The organism is Pseudomonas sp. ADPe (genome assembly GCF_014843515.1).
GTDB lineage: Bacteria > Pseudomonadota > Gammaproteobacteria > Pseudomonadales > Pseudomonadaceae > Pseudomonas > Pseudomonas citronellolis.
This window is the reverse complement of sequence record NZ_CP062122.1, coordinates 4,300,410-4,319,165: the sequence shown is the minus strand read 5'-3', so window position 1 is coordinate 4,319,165 and position 18,756 is coordinate 4,300,410. Positions and strand designations below refer to the sequence as shown.

Annotated in this window: 13 protein-coding genes; 5 read left to right on the top strand and 8 right to left on the bottom strand. The window is 67.9% G+C overall.

Annotated features, from left to right (window positions below):
• Window positions 1–257 precede the first annotated feature (257 nt).
• From IG194_RS19620 to IG194_RS19595, 6 genes are all read right to left on the bottom strand, one after another.
• Complete coding sequence (locus tag IG194_RS19620; protein ID WP_009617545.1) at window positions 258–875, bottom strand: FKBP-type peptidyl-prolyl cis-trans isomerase; 618 nt, start codon at window positions 873–875, stop codon at window positions 258–260.
• A 70-nt stretch (window positions 876–945) separates the two neighbouring features.
• Window positions 946–1,245, bottom strand: a complete 300-nt coding sequence (locus IG194_RS19615; protein WP_009617543.1) for a DUF6482 family protein — start codon at window positions 1,243–1,245, stop codon at window positions 946–948.
• A 124-nt stretch (window positions 1,246–1,369) separates the two neighbouring features.
• On the bottom strand, window positions 1,370–1,864 hold the full coding sequence (locus IG194_RS19610; RefSeq protein WP_043273630.1) for a TIGR00645 family protein: 495 nt from the start codon (window positions 1,862–1,864) through the stop codon (window positions 1,370–1,372).
• A gap of 168 nt (window positions 1,865–2,032) precedes the next feature.
• Window positions 2,033–2,374, bottom strand: coding sequence for a hypothetical protein (locus IG194_RS19605; RefSeq protein ID WP_058488522.1), 342 nt, complete (start codon window positions 2,372–2,374; stop codon window positions 2,033–2,035).
• Between the two features lie 179 nt (window positions 2,375–2,553).
• Window positions 2,554–5,037 carry a Lon protease family protein gene (locus tag IG194_RS19600; protein WP_009617537.1) on the bottom strand — a complete coding sequence of 828 codons (2,484 nt, stop codon included), beginning with the start codon at window positions 5,035–5,037 and terminating at the stop codon, window positions 2,554–2,556.
• A gap of 99 nt (window positions 5,038–5,136) precedes the next feature.
• Window positions 5,137–5,466, bottom strand: coding sequence for a TraR/DksA family transcriptional regulator (locus IG194_RS19595; protein ID WP_009617535.1), 330 nt, complete (start codon window positions 5,464–5,466; stop codon window positions 5,137–5,139).
• 231 nt (window positions 5,467–5,697) lie between these two features.
• Between IG194_RS19595 and IG194_RS19590 the strand changes: the two genes are divergently transcribed.
• From IG194_RS19590 to IG194_RS19575, 4 genes are all read left to right on the top strand, one after another.
• The gene (locus IG194_RS19590) at window positions 5,698–6,186 is read left to right on the top strand and encodes a DUF3015 domain-containing protein (RefSeq protein WP_009617533.1); all 489 of its coding nucleotides are present in this window, start codon (window positions 5,698–5,700) and stop codon (window positions 6,184–6,186) included.
• A gap of 57 nt (window positions 6,187–6,243) precedes the next feature.
• A complete protein-coding gene (locus IG194_RS19585; protein ID WP_058488521.1) occupies window positions 6,244–8,109 on the top strand; it encodes a DUF4105 domain-containing protein in 1,866 nt (621 codons plus the stop codon).
• A gap of 46 nt (window positions 8,110–8,155) precedes the next feature.
• Window positions 8,156–9,376 (top strand): RtcB family protein, encoded by a 1,221-nt coding sequence (locus IG194_RS19580; protein WP_058488520.1) that lies wholly within the window; start codon window positions 8,156–8,158, stop codon window positions 9,374–9,376.
• Window positions 9,377–9,506: 130 nt separating this feature from the next.
• On the top strand, window positions 9,507–10,529 hold the full coding sequence (locus IG194_RS19575; protein ID WP_043313631.1) for a cytochrome-c peroxidase: 1,023 nt from the start codon (window positions 9,507–9,509) through the stop codon (window positions 10,527–10,529).
• 389 nt (window positions 10,530–10,918) lie between these two features.
• Here IG194_RS19575 and gdhA read toward each other — a convergent pair whose 3' ends face one another.
• Window positions 10,919–12,253, bottom strand: coding sequence for an NADP-specific glutamate dehydrogenase (gene gdhA, locus IG194_RS19570; protein WP_058488519.1), 1,335 nt, complete (start codon window positions 12,251–12,253; stop codon window positions 10,919–10,921).
• Between the two features lie 230 nt (window positions 12,254–12,483).
• Window positions 12,484–14,148 (bottom strand): energy-dependent translational throttle protein EttA, encoded by a 1,665-nt coding sequence (gene ettA / locus IG194_RS19565; RefSeq protein ID WP_009617524.1) that lies wholly within the window; start codon window positions 14,146–14,148, stop codon window positions 12,484–12,486.
• A gap of 249 nt (window positions 14,149–14,397) precedes the next feature.
• Here ettA and IG194_RS19560 point away from each other — a divergent pair, with 249 nt between their 5' ends.
• The gene (locus tag IG194_RS19560) at window positions 14,398–18,657 is read left to right on the top strand and encodes an EAL domain-containing protein (protein ID WP_412536087.1); all 4,260 of its coding nucleotides are present in this window, start codon (window positions 14,398–14,400) and stop codon (window positions 18,655–18,657) included.
• The last annotated feature ends 99 nt before the right edge of the window (window positions 18,658–18,756 follow it).

Below are 18,756 nucleotides of genomic sequence, written 5' to 3'. Positions count from 1 at the left end.
CTGCCGGCGGAATCGCGGATAAATCCGCTACATCTCATCTGGCAAACATAACGACCCCTAGGATGGGTCGGATGCGGGCCGTTCGCGAGCAAGCTCGCTCCTACGAAGAGCAAGAGCGGGATGTACAGGGCTTTTTGCGATGGCGCAGGATGCGCCATCCGTGCGGTCGCCGCCCGGGAGGCGGCTGCACAGCGGGGGCAACGTGGAGCCCCCTGCATGCCGCGGCGGCCAGGGACGGCCGCCGCGGGCTGCATCCATCAGAGGATGTCGAGCAGCTCGACGTCGAACACCAGGGTGCTGTGCGGCGGGATGCTGCCCACCGCCTGGCCGCCATAGGCCAGCTCGGCCGGCACGTGCAGGCGCCACTTGCTGCCGGTGTTCATCAGTTGCAGGGCCTCGACCCAGCCGGCGATCACGCCGCCCACCGGGAACTCGGCCGGCTGGCCGCGCTGGTAGGAGCTGTCGAACACGCTGCCGTCGATCAGGGTGCCGTGGTAGTGGGTGCGCACGGTGTCGTCGCGGGACGGCTTGGCGCCCTCGCCGGCGACCAGCACTTCGTATTGCAGGCCGGACGGCAGCACGGTGACGCCCTCGCGCTTGGCGTTCTCCACCAGGTAGGCCTTGCCTTCGGCGGCGGCCGCATCGGCCTTGGCCTGGGCTTCGGCCTGCATGCGCTGGCGGATCACCTGGAAGCTGGCGGACAGCTGCTCGGCGGGCACCCGGCTATCGGCACCGGCGAAGGCGTCGGAGAGGCCGGCCAGCACCGCGTCCAGGCTCATGCCCGGGACCGGGTTGGCACGCAGCTGGTCGCCCAACTGGCGGCCGACGCCGTAGCTGACGCGGGCTTCGTCGGTGGAAAGGTTGAGTTCGCTCATGGCGGGGGCTCCGCTGGGTAAAAAAGGGCGGCCAGCCTAGCACAGTCGGCCGCCCCGCCCCACCGCGGCCTCAATGCAGCGGCATGGGCACGCCCTCGTCGTTCTGCGCGCTGCCGCTCTGCGAGCCGCACATCTCGTCCTGCACCGCGGCATGCACCAGTTGGAAAGGGATCGGTGGCAACGCCGTCAGCAATTGGCGGGCGTGCTCCAGCGAACGCACCCCGAGCACGTGCCCCTTGGCGTCCTGGATCGGGAAGAAACGCTGGCCCACGCGCGCCTCCAGCACGTAGATGCCGCCCTCCAGGGATACCAGGTTGAGTTCGTCGATATCCCCGGCGAGGGAACGGTTGGTCAGCTCTTGCAGGTTCATCGCGCACCTCCAGGGTAGGCTCCAACGCAGCCAGTCTGGTACAGCGCGCCGGCCGCGCCCAGCGCAAACGACACCGCCCGTCAGTTGTGGCTGACGGGCGGTGCGCTGGAGGCGGGAAAAGCGATCAGTGGTCGTGGCGCGTGGCCTTGTCCAGGTAGCCCATGGCGAACGCGGAGAGGACGAAGGTGAGGTGGATGATCACGTACCACATCAGCTTGTTGTCCGGGACGTTCTTGGCGTCCATGAAGATGCGCAGCAGGTGGATCGAGGAGATCGCCACGATGGAGGCGGCCACCTTGTTCTTCAGCGAACTGGCGTCCATCTTGCCGAGCCAGCTGAGCTTTTCCTTGCCTTCGGAAATGTCCAGCTGCGAGACGAAGTTCTCGTAGCCGGAGAACATCACCATCACCAGCAGCCCGCCGACCAGGGCCATGTCGATCAGCGACAGCAGCACCAGGATCAGGTCGGCCTCGGCGATGGAGAAGATGTCCGGCAGGATGTGGAAGATTTCCTGGAAGAACTTGATGGTCAATGCCAGCAATGCCAGCGACAGGCCGATATAGACCGGCGCCAGCAGCCAGCGGGCGGCGTACATGCTGTTTTCGATGAAACGTTCCATGGCCTTCGCAAAAGGAGTTCAGAAATGGCGCAGGATTATAGCTGAAGGCCCGCGACGAGTTATCCAGTTATTCTGTGGATAAATATGTGCAGGAACGCCGGAAGAAACGCGCCAGCCCCCGCCCGCCGTGGGTTGCCGGCGGTCGCTCAGAGACTGCGCAATGCGCCTTCAGGACTCGGGGTGAGACTGGTAGTCCCCGAAATTGCGCACGCGCTCGCCGTTGATGCGGCGCAGCTCGGCCTGCAGGTGCAGTTGCCAGATGGGCAGGTCGTCGGCGAGCACGTAGCCCTGCTGGGCCAGGCAGTCGGCGATGGCGTCGAGCACGCCCTCGGCCACGAAAGGCCCGTAGAACGGGCCCTGGGCCTTGATGGCGGTGGGCTGGGCCCCCGCCATGCCCGCGGCGCAGAGCAGTGTCCAGAGTCCATTCTCTCCGGCCAGCGGCCTGATCACGCACTCGATGCGCGTGGTCAGCCCCAGACAGGGGCGGATAAGGCAGAGGTTACGCGGCATGGCGGCACCCTCGCGGTTGTCCTGTTTTCGAGCCTACACCCGGGGTTGACCTCGGGAAAGCCCGTTTTATCCACCATAGCTGTGGATATCGTTATGGACACCACGGGGGCAACGGCGCCCGACGAGCGCCATTGCTGGGGGGCCCGCCGCTGGTCAAGGACTGGCCAGCGGCAGCGGGCTCAGTCGCTGTCCTTCTTCTTGCGCGCCCGCTCCTTCTCCACCTGGGGCGCCTTGGCGGCCTTGGCGGCGGCAGGCGCGGCTTCCTTGGCGAGCTTTTCCTTGTCCTCCTCGTCCATGCCCATGGCGTCGATCTCCTTGAGGCGCTCGACCACCCGCGCGTTGACGCTGCCGGCCGGGAACTGGCCCTTGGCATCCGGCGCGCCGGCCGGCTCGCCGACCAGCAAGCCCAGCGCCTCGTCGACGTGGCGCACCGCGTAGACGTTGAACAGGCCGTTGCGCACCGCCTGCAGCACGCGCTCGTCGAGCATCAGGGTGGTGACGTTGGAACGCGGGATGATCACCCCCTGCTCGCCGGTCAGGCCGCGAGCCTCGCAGAGGCGGAAGAAGCCTTCGATCTTCTCGTTGACGCCGCCCACCGCCTGCACTTCGCCGAACTGGTTGATCGAGCCGGTGATGGCGAAGCACTGCCGCAGCGGCGTGCGCGACAGCGCCGAGATCAGCGTGCAGACCTCGCCGAGCGAGGCGCTGTCGCCGTCGACGTAGCCGTAGGACTGCTCCAGGGCAATGCTCGCGGAGATTTCCAGCGGGAACTCCTGGGCGTAGCGGCTGCCCAGGTAGCCAGTGAGGATCATCACGCCCTTGGAGTGGATCGGCTGGCCCAGGCTGACCTCGCGCTCGATGTCGACGATGCCGCTGCCGCCCGGGTAGACGGTGGCGGAGATGCGCGCCGGCACGCCGAACACCGAGTCGCCCACCTCCAGCACGGTGAGGCCGTTGCACTTGCCCACGGCGGCGCCTTCGGTGTCGATCAGCACGATGCCGGCCAGCATGTCGTCGAGGATCCGCGCCGAGACGCGGCCGGTGCGGGTTTCCTTGGCCTTGAGGGCGCGCTCGATGTGGCCCAGGTCGGTGACCGGCTCATTGGCCAGCTGGCGGATGAAGTCCGCCTCGCTGACCAGCTGGAACAGGTCGCCGATGCGCGCCGACAGCCGCCCCTGGTGCTCGGCCAGGCGCGCGCTGTAGGTGGCCAGGCGCGCCACCGCGGTGGCGCTCAGCGGCGCCATGCCCTCTTCCGAGGTGCGCGTCTTGAGCAACTGGGCGAACTGTTCGAGGCTGTCCTCGGCCAGCGGGATGTCCTCGTCGAAGTCGACCAGCACGCGGAACATCTCCTGGAAGTCCGGGTCCAGGTCCTGCAGGGTGTAGTAGATCTGCCGCGAGCCGATGATGATGACCTTCAGGTGCAGCGGGATCACCTGCGGCGTCAGGCTCATGGCGGCCAGGCGGCCGAGTTCGGCCAGCGGCGATTCCATCTTCAGCTGGCGCGACTGCAGGGCGCGCTTGAGCGCGTCCCAGACGAAGGGCTCGCCCAGCAGCTTCTCCGCCTCCAGCACCAGGAAGCCGCCGTTGGCGCGGTGCAGCGCGCCCGGGCGCAGCTGCCGGTAGCTGGTGTAGAGGGCGCCCTGGTCGGAGGCGTACTCGATGCGGCCGAACAGGTTGTCGTAGGTCGGGTGCGACTCGAACACCACCGGCGCGCCGCTGGTGGTGTGGTGGCCGATCACCTGGTTGGGCGCGTACAGCTCCTGCAGCATCAGCTTGCGCTGAGCATCGCTGCGCTCGGTGTCCACCAGTTGGTCGACCACGGTCTTCAGCAGGTTCAGCTGCATGGCCTGCAGGTAGGTGCACACGCCGGTGTTGTTGTTGTACTTCTCCACCAGCGGCGCCAGCAACGGCTGCAGCGCGAGGGTGATGGTCTCCTCGTTGAGCTGGCGCAGCTGGTTGCTGGACTCGCGCTTCCACTGCGGCAGGCTGGCCAGCTCCTCGTTGAGCTGCTCCTCGAGGTCGGCGATGTCGGCGTGGAAACGCTCGCGCTCGGCCTCCGGCAGTTGGGCGAACTCGGCCTCGTCGAGGGCCTTGCCGTCCTTCATCGGGGTGAAGGCGATGTTCGCGCTATCGCGGTACAGCGCCACGTCCTTCTCCAGGGCCAGGCGCTCGACGGTGTCCAGGGCCTTGTCGTAGCGCTGGTTGAAGGCGCGGTCGATGGCGCTTTTCTTCTGCTGGTAGGCCGGGTTCTCGAACACCGAGGGGAAGGTCGACAGCAGGTTGTCGATCAGTTGGTCGATGTCCGCGCCGAAGTCGGCGGCGCTGCCCGGCGGCAGTTCGATGGCGCGCGGCTCGCGGCCCTCCTCGAAGTGGTTGACGTAGACCCAGTCGGCCGGCGTCGGCAGGCGCTTGGCCTCGGCCTTCAGATAGCGCTGCACGAAGGAGAAGCGCCCGGTCCCCGGCTCGCCCATGACGAACACGTTGTAGCCCGGCCGCGGCATCGCCACACCGAACTGCAGGGCCTCCACCGCACGCTCCTGTCCTAGGACGCCGAGGAAGGGCTCCAGATCGTCGGTGGTGGCGAAGGCAAACTGCTCGGGCGAGAAGGGACGGGTCAGTTCATCGGGCGCCAGGCGCAGGCCGGCGGCAACGGATTGGGGCATCGGAAATCCTTGCATCGGGCGGCACGGGGCCGCGGAGAGTTGCCCGCATTCTCGCGCTGCCCGCGCGCCACTGGCAAGGCGCGCGCAAGCCCTGGCCGATCAGTGCTGCAGATCGGCGCAGCGCAGGCAGTATTCCGTGGCCGGCAGGGCGCGCAGGCGGCGGGGCTCGATGGCTTCGCCGCAGCGTACGCACTGTCCGTAGGTTCCGTCTGCCAGGCGCAGGCGCGCCAGGCCCACCAGACGCATGCCCGCCTCGGCTTCGGCCAGCAGGGCCCGCAGCACATCGTCGTTCTCCCGCTGCTGGGCCTGTTCGGCGAAGTCCGGCGAGTGGGTCCGCGCCAGGTCGCTGCGGATCGCGGCGGCACGCTGGGAATATTCGCTGGCCAGCGCATCCAGGGCAGAACGGGGGTCGAAATCATCTACGGCCATGACGCCTCTCCGACGGACAAGAAACTGTTTCAAGTGTGGCCGGTTCCAAGGGAATCGCCGCTGATACCGATCAATAGCCTGTTGCAGGGAGCATGACGCGGTTCTCCCCGCCGAGGATTCAGGGACATCGCGCCTTGACACCCTCAGGATATTCCTACAAAGCTCTGGCAGGCGCTGTTTGCTGTCAGCGGCTACGTACAGCCATGCATTCGAACAAAGAGAGATACGCAGATGAAAAGGATTCTACTCGGTACCCTCCTCGCCACCGTTTCCATCGGCGCCTTCGCCGACGCCCCCGGCAGCGACGGCTGCGGCTGGGGCCAGATGCTCTTCAAGGGCCAGCGCGGCACCGCCACCCACGTGCTGGCGGCCACCACCAACGGCTCCTCGGGCAACAACACCTTCGGCATGACCACCGGCACCAACGGTTGCCACACCAATGGCGCGCTGACCTACGGCGGCAAGCCGATGATCGTGCTCAGCAGCATGATGGACGAGCTGTCCGAAGACATGGCCAAGGGTGACGGCGAAGCGCTGACCACCTACGCCGTGGTCCTGGGCGTGAAGCCCGAAGACCGCGCGCACTTCGCCGAAGTGACCCACGAGCACTTCGCGCAGATCTTCAACAAGTCCGACGTCACCGCCGAGGACGTCTACGCCAACACCCAGGCCGTGCTGAAACAGGACACCCGCCTGGCCAAGTACGCCGAACAGGCCTGAGCCTGATGGCCCGCCCCACCGGGGCGGGCTCCCCTACCCCGACCCGCTAAGGTCCCCATGCCCAAACGCCTGTTGCCATGGCTGGCGCTGTGCGCCTGCGCATCCCTGCACGCGAGCCCCCAGTTTCCCGAATCCCGCCTCCAGGCCCTGGCCGCGCAGCCCTACTGGCTGGCCCTGGGGCACTACACGCCGAGCAAGCTGGGCGGCTGGCGCAGCTTCGTTGACGACGACAAATTCTTCCTCGCCGAGGACGGCGACCGCTCGCCGGAGCATGAGCTCAAGGCCACCGTCGACGCCCTCTACGCCGCCCCCGACCTCGGCGACAAGCATGCCCAGTGCGTCTACCCGGCGCGCACCCGCTGGCTGAAGCAGCAATTGCAGCTGACCGGCCTGCCGCGGCCGGCGTGCAAGGAGTACGACACCTGGTACGGCGACATCAACCCGCACAGCGCCGTGCTGGTGTTCCCCGCCGCCTACCTGAACAGCCCCTCGTCGATGTTCGGCCACACCCTGCTGCGCATCGACCAGGCCGACGTCGACAGCAACAACACCGCCCTGCTCAGCTACGCGCTGAACTTCGGCGCCTACATCGAGGGCATGGACAACAGCATCCTCTACGCCTGGAAGGGCCTGATGGGCGGCTACCCCGGCCTGTTCGCCCTGGTGCCCTACCGCGAGAAGCTCTCCGAATACAGCCGCCTGGAGAACCGCGACCTCTGGGAGTACCGCCTGAACCTCACGCCCGAGGAGACCGGGCGCATGGTCGAGCACGTGTGGGAGCTCAAGCAGGTCCGCTTCAAGTACTTCTTCTTCGACGAGAACTGCTCCTTCCGCCTGCTCGAACTGCTGGAGATCGCCCGCCCCGGGGTGAAGCTGACCGACGAATTCCCGCTCTACGCCATCCCCACCGACACGGTGCGCGCGGTGAAGCAGGCCGGGATGATCGACAAGGTCGACTACCGCCCCTCGCGGGAGAAGGAACTGCTGGCCCGCGCCGAGCCGCTGGACGCCGGCGAGAAGCAGCTGGCCCGGCGCCTGGCCGACGACGACCGCCTGCTCGATTCCCCCGAATTCAAGGCCCTGCCCGCGCCGCGCCAGGCCCTGGTGCAGGACACCGCCTTCCGCCTGCTGCGCTACCGCGCCACCGGCAAGGAACGCGACGAGGCCGACGCCGCGCGCAGCTACCAGCTGCTGCGGGCGATCAACCAGAACCCGCCGCCGCCGGCCCAGGTGGAACGCCCGGGGCAGCCGGAGGAAGGCCACCAGTCGCTGACCTGGCAGCTCGGCGCCGGCAGCCGCGACGGCCAGGCCTTCGCCGACTACGGCCTGCGCATGGCCTACCACGACCTGCTGGACAACAGCTACGGCTTCCCCCAGGGCGCGCAGCTGGAACTGGGCGACCTGCGTCTGCGCCAGTACGAAGGCAACCGCTGGCAGCTGCAGCGCTTCGACGTGGTCAGCATCCGCTCCATGACCCCGCGCAACGCCCTGCTGCAGCCGCTGTCCTGGCAGGTCACCGGCGGCTGGGAGCGGGTGCCGGGCAAGCACAGCGACGACGACCACGACACCCTGGCCGGCCACGTCAACGGCGGCGCCGGCGGCAGCTGGAAGCTCGCCGACGACCTGCAGGCCTACGCCCTGGGCACCGCGCGCATCGAGAACAACCCCGACTTCGCCGCGACCATAGCGCCGGCAGTGGGCTTCGACACCGGCGTGCTCTGGCGCAACCCGCTGGGCAACCTGGCCCTGGAGGGCAAGGGCGACTACTTCCACAACGGCGAGGTGCGCCGCAGCCTGAGCCTCGGCCAGCAGGTGGAACTGGGCCGCAACCTGGGCCTGCGGCTGTCTGCCGAACGCCAGTTCAGCCACCAGGCCGGGCCGGTCAGCGAGGTCATGCTGGAGCTGCGCTGGTACCATTACTGAATCGACGGATTCAGCGCCCGCCGCGATGGCGGGCGGGTAGCGCGCCATGAAAACCCCAGCCCCCACCCTGCTCGAAGTCGCCGGCGGCAAGCCGATCAAGCTCTGGACCCAGGGCGTGCCCGTGGAAGACGAGGCGCGCCAGCAGTTGATGAACACCGCGCGCCTGCCGTTCATCTTCAGGCACCTGGCGGTGATGCCCGACGTGCACCTGGGCAAGGGCTCGACCATCGGCAGCGTGATCCCCACCGTCGGCGCCATCATCCCGGCCGCGGTCGGCGTGGACATCGGCTGCGGCATGATCGCCGCGCGCACCTCGCTGCTCGCCGCCGACCTGCCGGACAACCTGCACGGCCTGCGCAGCGCCATCGAGAAGGCGGTGCCCCACGGCAAGACCTTCGGCCGCCACGATCAGGGCGCCTGGGGCGACGTACCCGCGCATGCCGACCAGGCCTGGAAGGGCCTGGCCCGGCGCTTCCACGCCATCACCGACAAGTACCCGCGCCTGGAGAAGACCAACAACCGCAACCACCTGGGCACCCTGGGCACCGGCAACCACTTCATCGAGGTCTGCCTGGACGAGGCCGGGCGCGTGTGGTTCATGCTGCACAGCGGCTCGCGCGGGGTGGGCAACGCCATCGGCTGCCTGTTCATCGAACTGGCCCAGGCGGACATGCGCCAGCACCTGGCCAACCTGCCGGACAAGGACCTGGCCTACTTCGAGGAAGGCAGCCGGCACTTCGACGACTATGTCGAGGGGGTGGGCTGGGCCCAGGACTTCGCCCGGCAGAACCGCGAGCTGATGATGCAGGCGGTGATCGCCGCGGCGCGCAAGGTGATCCGCAAACCCTTCGAGGCCAGCCTGGAAGCGGTGAACTGCCACCACAACTACGTGCAGCGCGAGCGGCATTTCGGCCGCGAGGTGCTGGTCACGCGCAAGGGCGCGGTCTCGGCGCAGAAGGGCCAGCTGGGCATCATTCCCGGCTCCATGGGCGCGAAGAGCTTCATCGTCCGGGGCCTGGGCAACGAAGAAGCGTTCTGCTCCTGCAGCCACGGCGCCGGGCGCAGCATGAGCCGCACCCAGGCGAAGAAGCGCTTCAGCGTCGAGGACCAGGTGCGCGCCACCGCCCACGTCGAGTGCCGCAAGGACAAGGACGTGATCGACGAGATCCCCATGGCCTACAAGGACATAGACGCGGTGATGGCCGCCCAGCGCGACCTGGTGGAAGTGGTGCACACCCTGCGCCAGGTGGTCTGCGTGAAGGGTTGAAGCTGCGGCATATCCCCGCACCCATTGCCCCGGGAGGGGCGGCTTGATCCCGGTCAATTCTCGCCCCCGCCGCCTGGCCTCTCCTTGAAACAGGAAAAAACCAATAGCCTGATAACGAGGAGAACACTCCATGCAGCCCCTGAAACTGGCCCTGGGCGGCCTGTTGTTGGCCGCCAGCAGCACCGCCGCCCACGCCGACGCCTTGCGCGACCAGGCCAACGCCATCTTCAAGCCCATTCCCGAGCAGACCACCGGGCTGGATGCGGCCCAGGTGGAGCTGGGCCGCCAGTTGTTCTTCGAGCCACGCCTGTCGGCCAGCCACGTGATCAGCTGCAACACCTGCCACAACATCGGCACCGGCGGCGCCGACAACGTGCCGGCCTCCAGCGGCCACGCCTGGCAGAAAGGCGCGCGCAACTCGCCGACGGTGTTCAACGCGGTGTTCAACGTGGCGCAGTTCTGGGACGGCCGCGCCAAGGACCTGGAGGAACAGGCCAAGGGCCCGGTGCAGAACCCGGTGGAGATGCACAACACGCCGAAGAACGTCGAGGCCACGCTCAAGAGCATGCCCGAGTACGTGGCGGCCTTCGAAAAGGCCTTCCCCGGCGACAAGCAGGCGGTGAGCTTCGACAACATGGCCCGCGCGCTGCAAGCCTTCGAATCGACACTGATCACCCCCGACTCGCGTTTCGACCAGTACCTCAAGGGCGACGACAAGGCCCTGGACGCCAAGGAGAAGAAAGGGCTGCAGGCCTTCATGAGCGCCGGCTGCATCAGCTGCCACAACGGCGTGAACCTGGGCGGCCAGGCCTACTTCCCGTTCGGCCTGGTGAAAAAACCCGACGCCAGCATCCTGCCCAGCGGCGACAAGGGCCGCTTCGCGGTGACCAAGACGCAGAACGACGAATACGTGTTCCGCGCCGCGCCGCTGCGCAACGTGGCCCTCACCGCGCCCTACTTCCACAGCGGGCAGGTGTGGGACCTGGAGGAAGCGGTGACGATCATGGGCACCGCGCAACTGGGCAAGCAATTGGATGCCGGCGAAGTGGGCGACATAGTCGCCTTCCTCAAGACCGTCACCGGCAAGCAGCCGCAGGTGGAATACCCGCTGCTGCCGCCGAGCACCGCCAGCACACCGCGCCCGGTGGATTGACCAGGGGCCTCCCCCTGTAGGAGCAGGCCCTGCCTGCGATTCGCGCGCAGGGCGCGCTCCTACAGGGGAAAGGCATAGGTGGCGCAGTGTAGGAGCGGATCTCATCCGCGAATCGCGCCGGGACGTCCGGCTATCGCGGACAAGGTCCGCTCCTACGAAAAGCACCTCGGTGCGCTCGCGTAGGATGGGTGGAGCGAAGCGATACCCATCGCCGTGGCCGACCGGGACGTAGGGCGAATAACCGTTCGCGGTTATCCGCCGCTACACCTATCTCATGCCCGGCTTATTGGTCGGGATCGAAGCGCCTCCGAGGCCAAATCCGAGCGCGCCTGGAGCCAAGGCCAGGCGGCGTATAACGCGGAGCGTTATACGCCCTACGCATCAGCAGGTCAGACCACCCCTTGCGCCAGCATGGCGTCGGCGACCTTGACGAAGCCGGCGATGTTGGCGCCCTTCACGTAGTTGATCCGGCCATTCTCCTCGCCGTGGGCGACGCAGGCGTGGTGGATGTTCTGCATGATGCCGTGCAGGCGCTGGTCCACCTCGCCGGCGCTCCAGTGCAGGCGCATGGCGTTCTGGCTCATCTCCAGGCCGCTGGTGGCGACGCCGCCGGCGTTGGAGGCCTTGCCCGGCGCGTAGAGGATGCCGGCTTCGAGGAAGATATCCACAGCCTCGAGGGTCGACGGCATGTTGGCGCCCTCGGCCACGCAGATGCAGCCGTTGCCCAGCAGGGTGCGGGCGTCCTCGGCATCCAGTTCGTTCTGCGTCGCGCAGGGCAGCGCGATGTCGCAGGGCAGCGCCCAGGGGCGCTGGCCGGCCAGGAAGCGCAGGCCGGGGCCGGTCATTTCGCTGAGACGGCCGCGGCGGACGTTCTTCAGCTCCATCACTTCTTCCCACTGTTCCAGGCTCAGGCCGCCCTCGGCGAACAGGGTGCCTTCGGAGTCGGACAGCGAGATCACCTTGCCGCCCAGCTCCGTCACCTTCTGCGCCGCGTACTGGGCCACGTTGCCGGAGCCGGAGATGGCCACGCGCTGGCCGTCGAAACCGCTTTCGCGGGCCTTGAGCATCTCCTGGGCGAAGTACACGCAGCCGTAGCCGGTGGCTTCCGGGCGGATCAGGCTGCCGCCGTAGGCCAGGCCCTTGCCGGTGAGCACCGAGCTGAACTCGTTGGCCAGGCGCTTGTACTGGCCGAACAGATAGCCGATCTCGCGGGCGCCCACGCCGATGTCACCGGCCGGCACGTCCAGGTCGGCGCCGACATGGCGGTACAGCTCGCTCATGAACGACTGGCAGAAGCGCATCACCTCGGCGTCGCTCTTGCCCTTGGGGTCGAAGTCCGAGCCGCCCTTGCCGCCGCCCATGGGCAGCGAGGTCAGGGAGTTCTTGAACACCTGCTCGAAGGCCAGGAACTTGAGCACGCCCAGGTTCACCGAGGGGTGGAAGCGCAGGCCGCCCTTGTACGGGCCGATGGCGCTGCTCATCTGTACGCGGAAGCCGCGGTTGACCCGCACCCGGCCCTGGTCGTCGACCCAGGGCACGCGGAACAGGATGGCGCGTTCGGGCTCGACGATGCGCTCGAGGATGCCGGCCTGCTGGTAGCGCGGGTTGGCTTCGAGGAACGGCCAGAGGGAACGCAGCACCTCTTCCACCGCCTGGTGGAATTCGGGCTGATCGGGGTCGCGCCGCTTGAGGCGCTCGAGGAACGAGTCAACGGATTGCGTCATGTCTACACCGGTCTTTCTGATTATGGGCGGGGCCCTTTTGCGGCGAGACTCTAACAACCGATATCGCACCGAGACAGTGCGACATGACGCCTTTATGAATCTTTTTGGTGCAAATCTGTAAGAAAGCCCTTTCAGCTACTGGGCTGCAGCAAGTATTTCTAAATATTTCAAACAACCTCGTACACCTACGAAAACGGGGCCCGAAGGCCCCGTCTGTCGTGAGAAGCGGCTTACGCCAGCTTCTTGTAGCGCACGCGGTGCGGCTGCGCTGCAGCCTCGCCCAGGCGCTTCTTGCGGTCGGCTTCGAACTCGGTGTAGTTGCCTTCGAAGAAGGTCACCTTGCCGTCGTCCTCGTAGGACAGGATGTGGGTGGCGATACGGTCCAGGAACCAGCGATCGTGGGAAATCACGATGGCGGCGCCGGGGAAGTCCAGCAGCGCCTCTTCCAGGGCGCGCAGGGTTTCCACGTCGAGGTCGTTGGACGGTTCGTCGAGCAGCAGCACGTTGCCGCCCTGCTTCAGGGTCAGGGCCAGGTGCAGGCGGCCACGCTCACCACCGGAGAGGTCCTTGACGAACTTCTGCTGGTCGGCGCCCTTGAAGTTGAAGCGGCCGACGTAGCTGCGCGAGGGGACTTCGTAGTTGCCGATCCTGATCTGCTCGAAACCGTCGGAAACCTGCTCCCACACGGTCTTGGTGCCGTCCAGGCTGTCGCGGCTCTGGTCGACGCTGGCGATCTGCACGGTTTCGCCGATCTCGATGGTGCCCGAGTCCGGTTGTTCCTTGCCGGTCAGCATGCGGAACAGGGTGGACTTGCCCGCGCCGTTGCCGCCGATCACGCCGACGATGGCGCCCTTGGGAATGCTCAGCGACAGGTCGTCGATCAGCACGCGGTCGCCGTAGCCCTTGCAGACGTTGCGCAGCTCGATGACCTTGTCGCCCAGGCGCGGGCCGGCCGGGATGTAGATTTCGTTGGTCTCGCTGCGCTTCTGGAATTCCTGCGACTGCATTTCCTCGAAGCGCTGCAGGCGGGCCTTGGACTTGGCCTGGCGGCCCTTGGCGCCCTGACGCACCCACTCAAGTTCAGCCTTCATGGCCTTGGCGTGGGAGGCCTCCTGCTTGGCTTCCTGGGCCAGGCGGTTGGCCTTGGATTCCAGCCAGCCGGAGTAGTTGCCTTCGAAGGGGATGCCGTGGCCACGGTCCAGCTCGAGGATCCAGCCGGCGACGTTGTCGAGGAAGTAGCGGTCGTGGGTGATCGCCACCACGGTGCCGGGGAAGTCGTGGAGGAAGTGTTCCAGCCAGGCGACGGAGTCGGCGTCCAGGTGGTTGGTCGGTTCGTCCAGCAGCAGCATGTCGGGGGCCGACAGCAGCAGGCGGCACAGCGCCACGCGGCGCTTCTCGCCACCGGAGAGGTGTTCGATCTTCGCGTCCCACGGCGGCAGACGCAGGGCGTCGGCGGCGACTTCCAGCTGGCGCTCCAGGTTGTGGCCGTCGGAGGAATGGATGATGGCTTCCAGCTTGGCCTGCTCGGCGGCCAGGGCGTCGAAGTCGGCGTCCGGCTCGGCGTAGGCGGCGTAGACCTCGTCCAGACGGGCCTGGGCCTGCTTGACCTCGTCCACCGCTTCCTCGACCACGTCGCGCACGGTCTTCTGCGGGTCGAGCTGCGGCTCCTGCGGCAGGTAGCCGACCTTGATGCCCGGCATCGGGCGGGCTTCGCCCTCGATCTCGGTGTCGACGCCGGCCATGATGCGCAGCAGGGTGGATTTACCCGCGCCGTTCAGGCCCAGCACGCCGATCTTGGCGCCGGGGAAGAACGACAGGGAGATGTCCTTGAGGATTTCACGCTTGGGCGGCACGACCTTGCCGACCCGGTGCATGGTATAGACGTATTGAGCCATGGATACCTAGCTTCTGGGATGAAAGTGTGAATGGCCGTTATGGCTGTCGCGGCCTGCGGGCCGGTGTTGCCCGGGGCTCCGGGCGCGACCATTGGCCGCGGGCGACCGGCGAGAACGGCGACGGCAGGGCCGGACTCGCGGAAACAGGGCGCAGCGTTCAACGCGCGCGTGCGGCAAAGCTACCGGAATGGACCGTGAAGGGCAAACGACGCTCGTCGGCGATACTGGCACTTGGCCCTGCTTCCGGGCATGCTACTGCGCGCCGAACCCCGTCGCCCCGTTCCAGGTAGCCGCTCCTTGTCCAGACCTCCCCGCCCTCCGGCCAGCCTGGCCCGGCCTGAACGGCTGGCCATCAGGAGCGCCCTGCTGCTGGTGCCGCTGATGCTCGGCCTGCTGCTCTGGCAGCTGGGCCAGGAATACTTCGGCCAGGCGCGGCTGGAGCGCGAGCGCGTGGTGCACCAGAGCCAGGAACTGGCGCACCAGCTGTCCCTGGCCCTGGAGCTCAAGGCCCTGGCCGCGCGCAGCCTGGCGCTGCAACGCCTGGGCCGCGGCGAGGAGCCGGCGCTGCTGCTCGACGACCTGCGCCAGGTCTACCCCGCCCTGCGCAGCCTGGCCTGGTATGCGGCCAGCGGCGCCAAGCAACTGGACACCGCGCCGGACAGCGGCGACGACGCCTTCATCGCCGGCCTGCGTCAGCGCGCCGGCGCCAGCTCCTTCCACTACGCCTACAGCGACGCCGATGGCGGCCACTTCTACCTGCTGCTGCGCCTCCAGGATGCCGGTGGCCCCTTCGCCGTGCTCCGCCTGGACGCCGCCGAGGCGCGCCGGCAATGGACCGGACGCATCCTGGACGGCGGCCACGCCTGGGTGCTGGAAGATGAGGTCGGCCACCCGATCCTGGCCGCGCCCGACGAGCCGACCGACGCCGCGCCGGAAAGCGTCGAAGCGCCGGCGCTGAAGGTCGCCAACAGCGACTGGCAGGTCCGCCCGCTGGTCGATGCGCCCGTCCTGCAGCCCAGGCTGCCGCCGCGCCTGCTCGGCGAGCTGGGCCTGCTGCTGTTGCTGGCCGGCATCAGTTGCGCCGCCCTGCTGCGCCTGCAACGCGAACAACAGAGCCTGCGCGCGCAGACCGCCGATTCGCAGTCGCGCCTGCGCCAGGCCGCCCAGGCCCTGGCGGCGGTGGACGAGCGGGTGCTGGTGACCAGCGCCGACGGCCGCCTGGTCTATCTCAACCCGCCGGCGGAGCGGCTGCTGGGCGTGAGCGCCGAAGACGCCCCGCAGCACCATCTCGCCCGCCTGCTGCCGGAACTGGAACGGCAGAGCGGCGAAGGCCAGCCATCGGGTACCCAGCACGTCACCCTGGAACGCAACGGCCGCCGCCGGCGCTATGCCGTCAGCCGCCATCCGCTGGAGGAGTCCCCGCCGGGCGAGGCGCCCGGCTGGGTGCTGCGCGGCCAGCAGGCGCCGGGCGGGCATGTCTGGGTGCTGCGCGACGTCACCGAGGAACAGCGCTCGCTGCAGGTGCTGGAAGAAACCCGGCGACGCTACCAGGACATCTTCGACGGCGTCGGCGTGGCGCTCTGCGTGCTCGACCTCTCGGACCTGCAGCGCTTCTTCACCGACAACGGCCTGCGCGAGCCGGGCCGCCTGGAGGCCTGGCTGGATCGCCGCGAGGAACACTGGCCGCAGCTGCTGCGGCTGATCCGCATCAGCGAGGTCAACGAGGTGGCGCGCCGGCTGCTCGGCGTGGAGAGCGGCGAGCAGGCCTGGCGGCGCCTGATCAGCGACAGCCCGCGGCGCCCCGGCAGCGCCCGCGCGCGCATCATCGAGGCAATCCTCTGCGGCACCGGCCCCATCGAGCAGGAAGTCGCCATCCGCACCGGCCAGGGCGAGCTGCGCCACTTCTGGCTGCAGCTGCGCATCCCCGAGCACCTGCCAGACTACCGCGCGGTCACCCTGAGCCTGTCCGACATCAGCAGCCGCAAGCAGGTCGAGCTGTCGCTGATCGAGCGCGAGAAGTTCTGGTCCGACGCCGTGCGCGCGGTGCCCGACACCCTCTACATCCACGACATCACCGCGCGCCGGGTGATCTTCAGCAACCACCACCTGGGCAGCCAGCTGGGCTACGGCAAGGACGAGCTGCAGCAAATGGGCGAGCGCTTCTGGGAATGCCTGCTGCACCCGGACGACGTCGAGTACTACTGGCGCGTGCGCAACCTGCAACAGGTGATCGGCGACAACCTGCTGCTCGACAGCCTGCTGCGCTGGCGCCACCGCGACGGCAGCTGGCACTGGTTCGACATCCGCGAGCAGGCCTTCAGCCGCGACGCCGACGGCCGCGTGGCGCGCCTGATCGGCGTGGCCAAGGACATCACCGACACGGTGGAGGCGAACAACTCGCTGCGCGAGAGCAGCCGCCGCTACCAGATGCTGGCGGAAAGCATCAGCGACGTGATCCTCACCACCGACGCCCAGCTGAACATCGACTACATCAGCCCGTCGATCGAGCAGACCTTCGGCTACAGCCCGGCCTGGCTGCTGCACAACGACCTGCAGCAGATCGCCGCCAACCCGGCGCAGCTGGGGCGCCTGCACGACCTGCTGGAGCGCGTGCGCGACGCCATAGGCGCGCCGCGCCGGCTGGCCGCGCTGCGCGAATCCAGCGCGGTGCACCTGTTCACCTTCGACTGCCTGCGCGCCGACGGCCGCAAGGTCCCGGTGGAGCTGCGCATCGCCCTGATGTGGGACGACAACGGGCGCTTCGTCGGCCTGCTCGGCGTGGCCCGCGACATCAGCCAGCAGCGCCGCGCCGAGCGCGAGATGCGCATGGCCGCCACCGTGTTCGAGCATTCCACCGCGGCCATCATGGTCACCGACCCGGCCGGCTACATCGTCCAGGTCAACGACTCCTTCTCGCGCCTAACCGGCTACAGCGCCGCCGAGGTGCTCGACCAGCAGCCGCGCCTGCTCACCGCCGACCAGCAGGAAGCCAACCAGCTCAAGCACGTGCTCGACAGCCTGCAGCGCAGCGGCAGCTGGGAGGGCGAGATCCTGCAGAAACGCAAGAGCGGCGAGCTGTACCCGTCCTGGGTGGGCATCACCGCGGTGCAGGACGAGGAAGGCGACCTGGTCAGCTTCGTCTGCTTCTTCAGCGACATCAGCGAGCGCAAGGCCAGCGAACGGCGCATCCACCGCCTGGCCTACTACGACGCCCTCACCCACCTGCCCAACCGCACGCTGTTCCAGGACCGCCTGCACACCGCGCTGATGCAGGCCGAGCGGCACCGCCAGTGGGTGGTGCTGATGTTCCTCGACCTCGACCGCTTCAAGCCGATCAACGACTCCCTGGGCCACGCCGCGGGCGACCGCATGCTCAAGGAAGTGGCCGAGCGCCTGAACCAGTGCGTCAGCGACAACGACACCGTGGCGCGCATGGGCGGCGACGAGTTCACCCTGCTGCTGCCGGGCCTGGAGGACCGCGACAAGGCGCTCAAGCGCGCCATCCAGGTGGCCGAGCGCATCCTCGCCAGCCTCGCCCGGCCCTTCACCCTGGAAGGCCGCGAGTTCTTCGTCACCGCCAGCATCGGCGTGGCCCTGTCGCCGCAGGACGGCGCCGAGCTGAGCCAGTTGATGAAGAACGCCGACACCGCCATGTACCACGCCAAGGAAGTGGGCAAGAACAACTTCCAGTTCTACCAGGCCGAGATGAACGCCCGCGCCCTGGAGCGCCTGGAGCTGGAAAGCGACCTGCGCCGCGCCATCGAGCAGGACGAATTCGTCCTGCACTACCAGCCGCAGTTCACCGGCGACGGCCGCCGCCTCACCGGCGCCGAGGCCCTGCTGCGCTGGCAGCACCCCACGCGCGGGCTGATCGCGCCCGCCGAGTTCATCCCGGTGCTGGAGGAACTGGGGCTGATCGCCCAGGTCGGCGACTGGCTGCTGGCCGAGGCCTGCCGGCAGATCCGCATCTGGCACCGCGACAAGGTGCGGGTGCCCAAGGTCTCGGTGAACCTCTCGGCGCGGCAGTTCGCCGATGGCCAACTGGGCACGCGCATCGCCGGCATCCTCATGGAAACCGGCATCCCACCGGCCTGCCTGGAGCTGGAGCTGACCGAAAGCATCCTGATGAGCGACGTGTCCGAGGCCATGCACATTCTCTCCGGGCTCAAGCGCCTGGGCCTGGCCATCGCGGTGGACGACTTCGGCACCGGCTACTCGTCGCTGAACTACCTCAAGCAGTTCCCCATCGACGTGCTGAAGATCGACCGCAGCTTCGTCGACGGCCTGCCCCACGGCGAGCAGGATGCGCAGATCGCCCGCGCCATCATCGCCATGGCCCACAGCCTGAACCTGATGGTGATCGCCGAGGGCGTGGAGAGCCAGGCGCAGCTGGACTTCCTGCGCGAGCACGGCTGCGACGAGGTGCAGGGCTTCCTGTTCGGCCGGCCGATGACCGCCGAGCAGTTCGCCGCGCTGTTCTCCAGCAATGCGTTGTTCCTGCTCGGCTAGCGCCAGGATTCCCCTGTAGGAGCGCGCCCTGCGCGCGAATCGTGGGCAGGGCCCGCTCCTACAGCGCTCCCCCCGCGTGAACCCCGCTTATCCGCCACA

What these genes read in the sequence shown, in the direction of transcription:
- IG194_RS19610 (WP_043273630.1), bottom strand. Translation starts at nt 1,864, where the DNA reads ATGGAACGTTTCATCGAAAACAGCATGTACGCCGCCCGCTGGCTGCTG.
- ettA (WP_009617524.1), bottom strand. Translation starts at nt 14,148, where the DNA reads ATGGCTCAATACGTCTATACCATGCACCGGGTCGGCAAGGTCGTGCCG.
- IG194_RS19560 (WP_412536087.1), top strand. Translation starts at nt 14,398, where the DNA reads ATGCTACTGCGCGCCGAACCCCGTCGCCCCGTTCCAGGTAGCCGCTCC.
- IG194_RS19590 (WP_009617533.1), top strand. Translation starts at nt 5,698, where the DNA reads ATGAAAAGGATTCTACTCGGTACCCTCCTCGCCACCGTTTCCATCGGC.
- IG194_RS19620 (WP_009617545.1), bottom strand. Translation starts at nt 875, where the DNA reads ATGAGCGAACTCAACCTTTCCACCGACGAAGCCCGCGTCAGCTACGGC.
- IG194_RS19585 (WP_058488521.1), top strand. Translation starts at nt 6,244, where the DNA reads ATGCCCAAACGCCTGTTGCCATGGCTGGCGCTGTGCGCCTGCGCATCC.
- IG194_RS19605 (WP_058488522.1), bottom strand. Translation starts at nt 2,374, where the DNA reads ATGCCGCGTAACCTCTGCCTTATCCGCCCCTGTCTGGGGCTGACCACG.
- IG194_RS19575 (WP_043313631.1), top strand. Translation starts at nt 9,507, where the DNA reads ATGCAGCCCCTGAAACTGGCCCTGGGCGGCCTGTTGTTGGCCGCCAGC.
- IG194_RS19580 (WP_058488520.1), top strand. Translation starts at nt 8,156, where the DNA reads ATGAAAACCCCAGCCCCCACCCTGCTCGAAGTCGCCGGCGGCAAGCCG.
- gdhA (WP_058488519.1), bottom strand. Translation starts at nt 12,253, where the DNA reads ATGACGCAATCCGTTGACTCGTTCCTCGAGCGCCTCAAGCGGCGCGAC.
- IG194_RS19615 (WP_009617543.1), bottom strand. Translation starts at nt 1,245, where the DNA reads ATGAACCTGCAAGAGCTGACCAACCGTTCCCTCGCCGGGGATATCGAC.
- IG194_RS19600 (WP_009617537.1), bottom strand. Translation starts at nt 5,037, where the DNA reads ATGCCCCAATCCGTTGCCGCCGGCCTGCGCCTGGCGCCCGATGAACTG.
- IG194_RS19595 (WP_009617535.1), bottom strand. Translation starts at nt 5,466, where the DNA reads ATGGCCGTAGATGATTTCGACCCCCGTTCTGCCCTGGATGCGCTGGCC.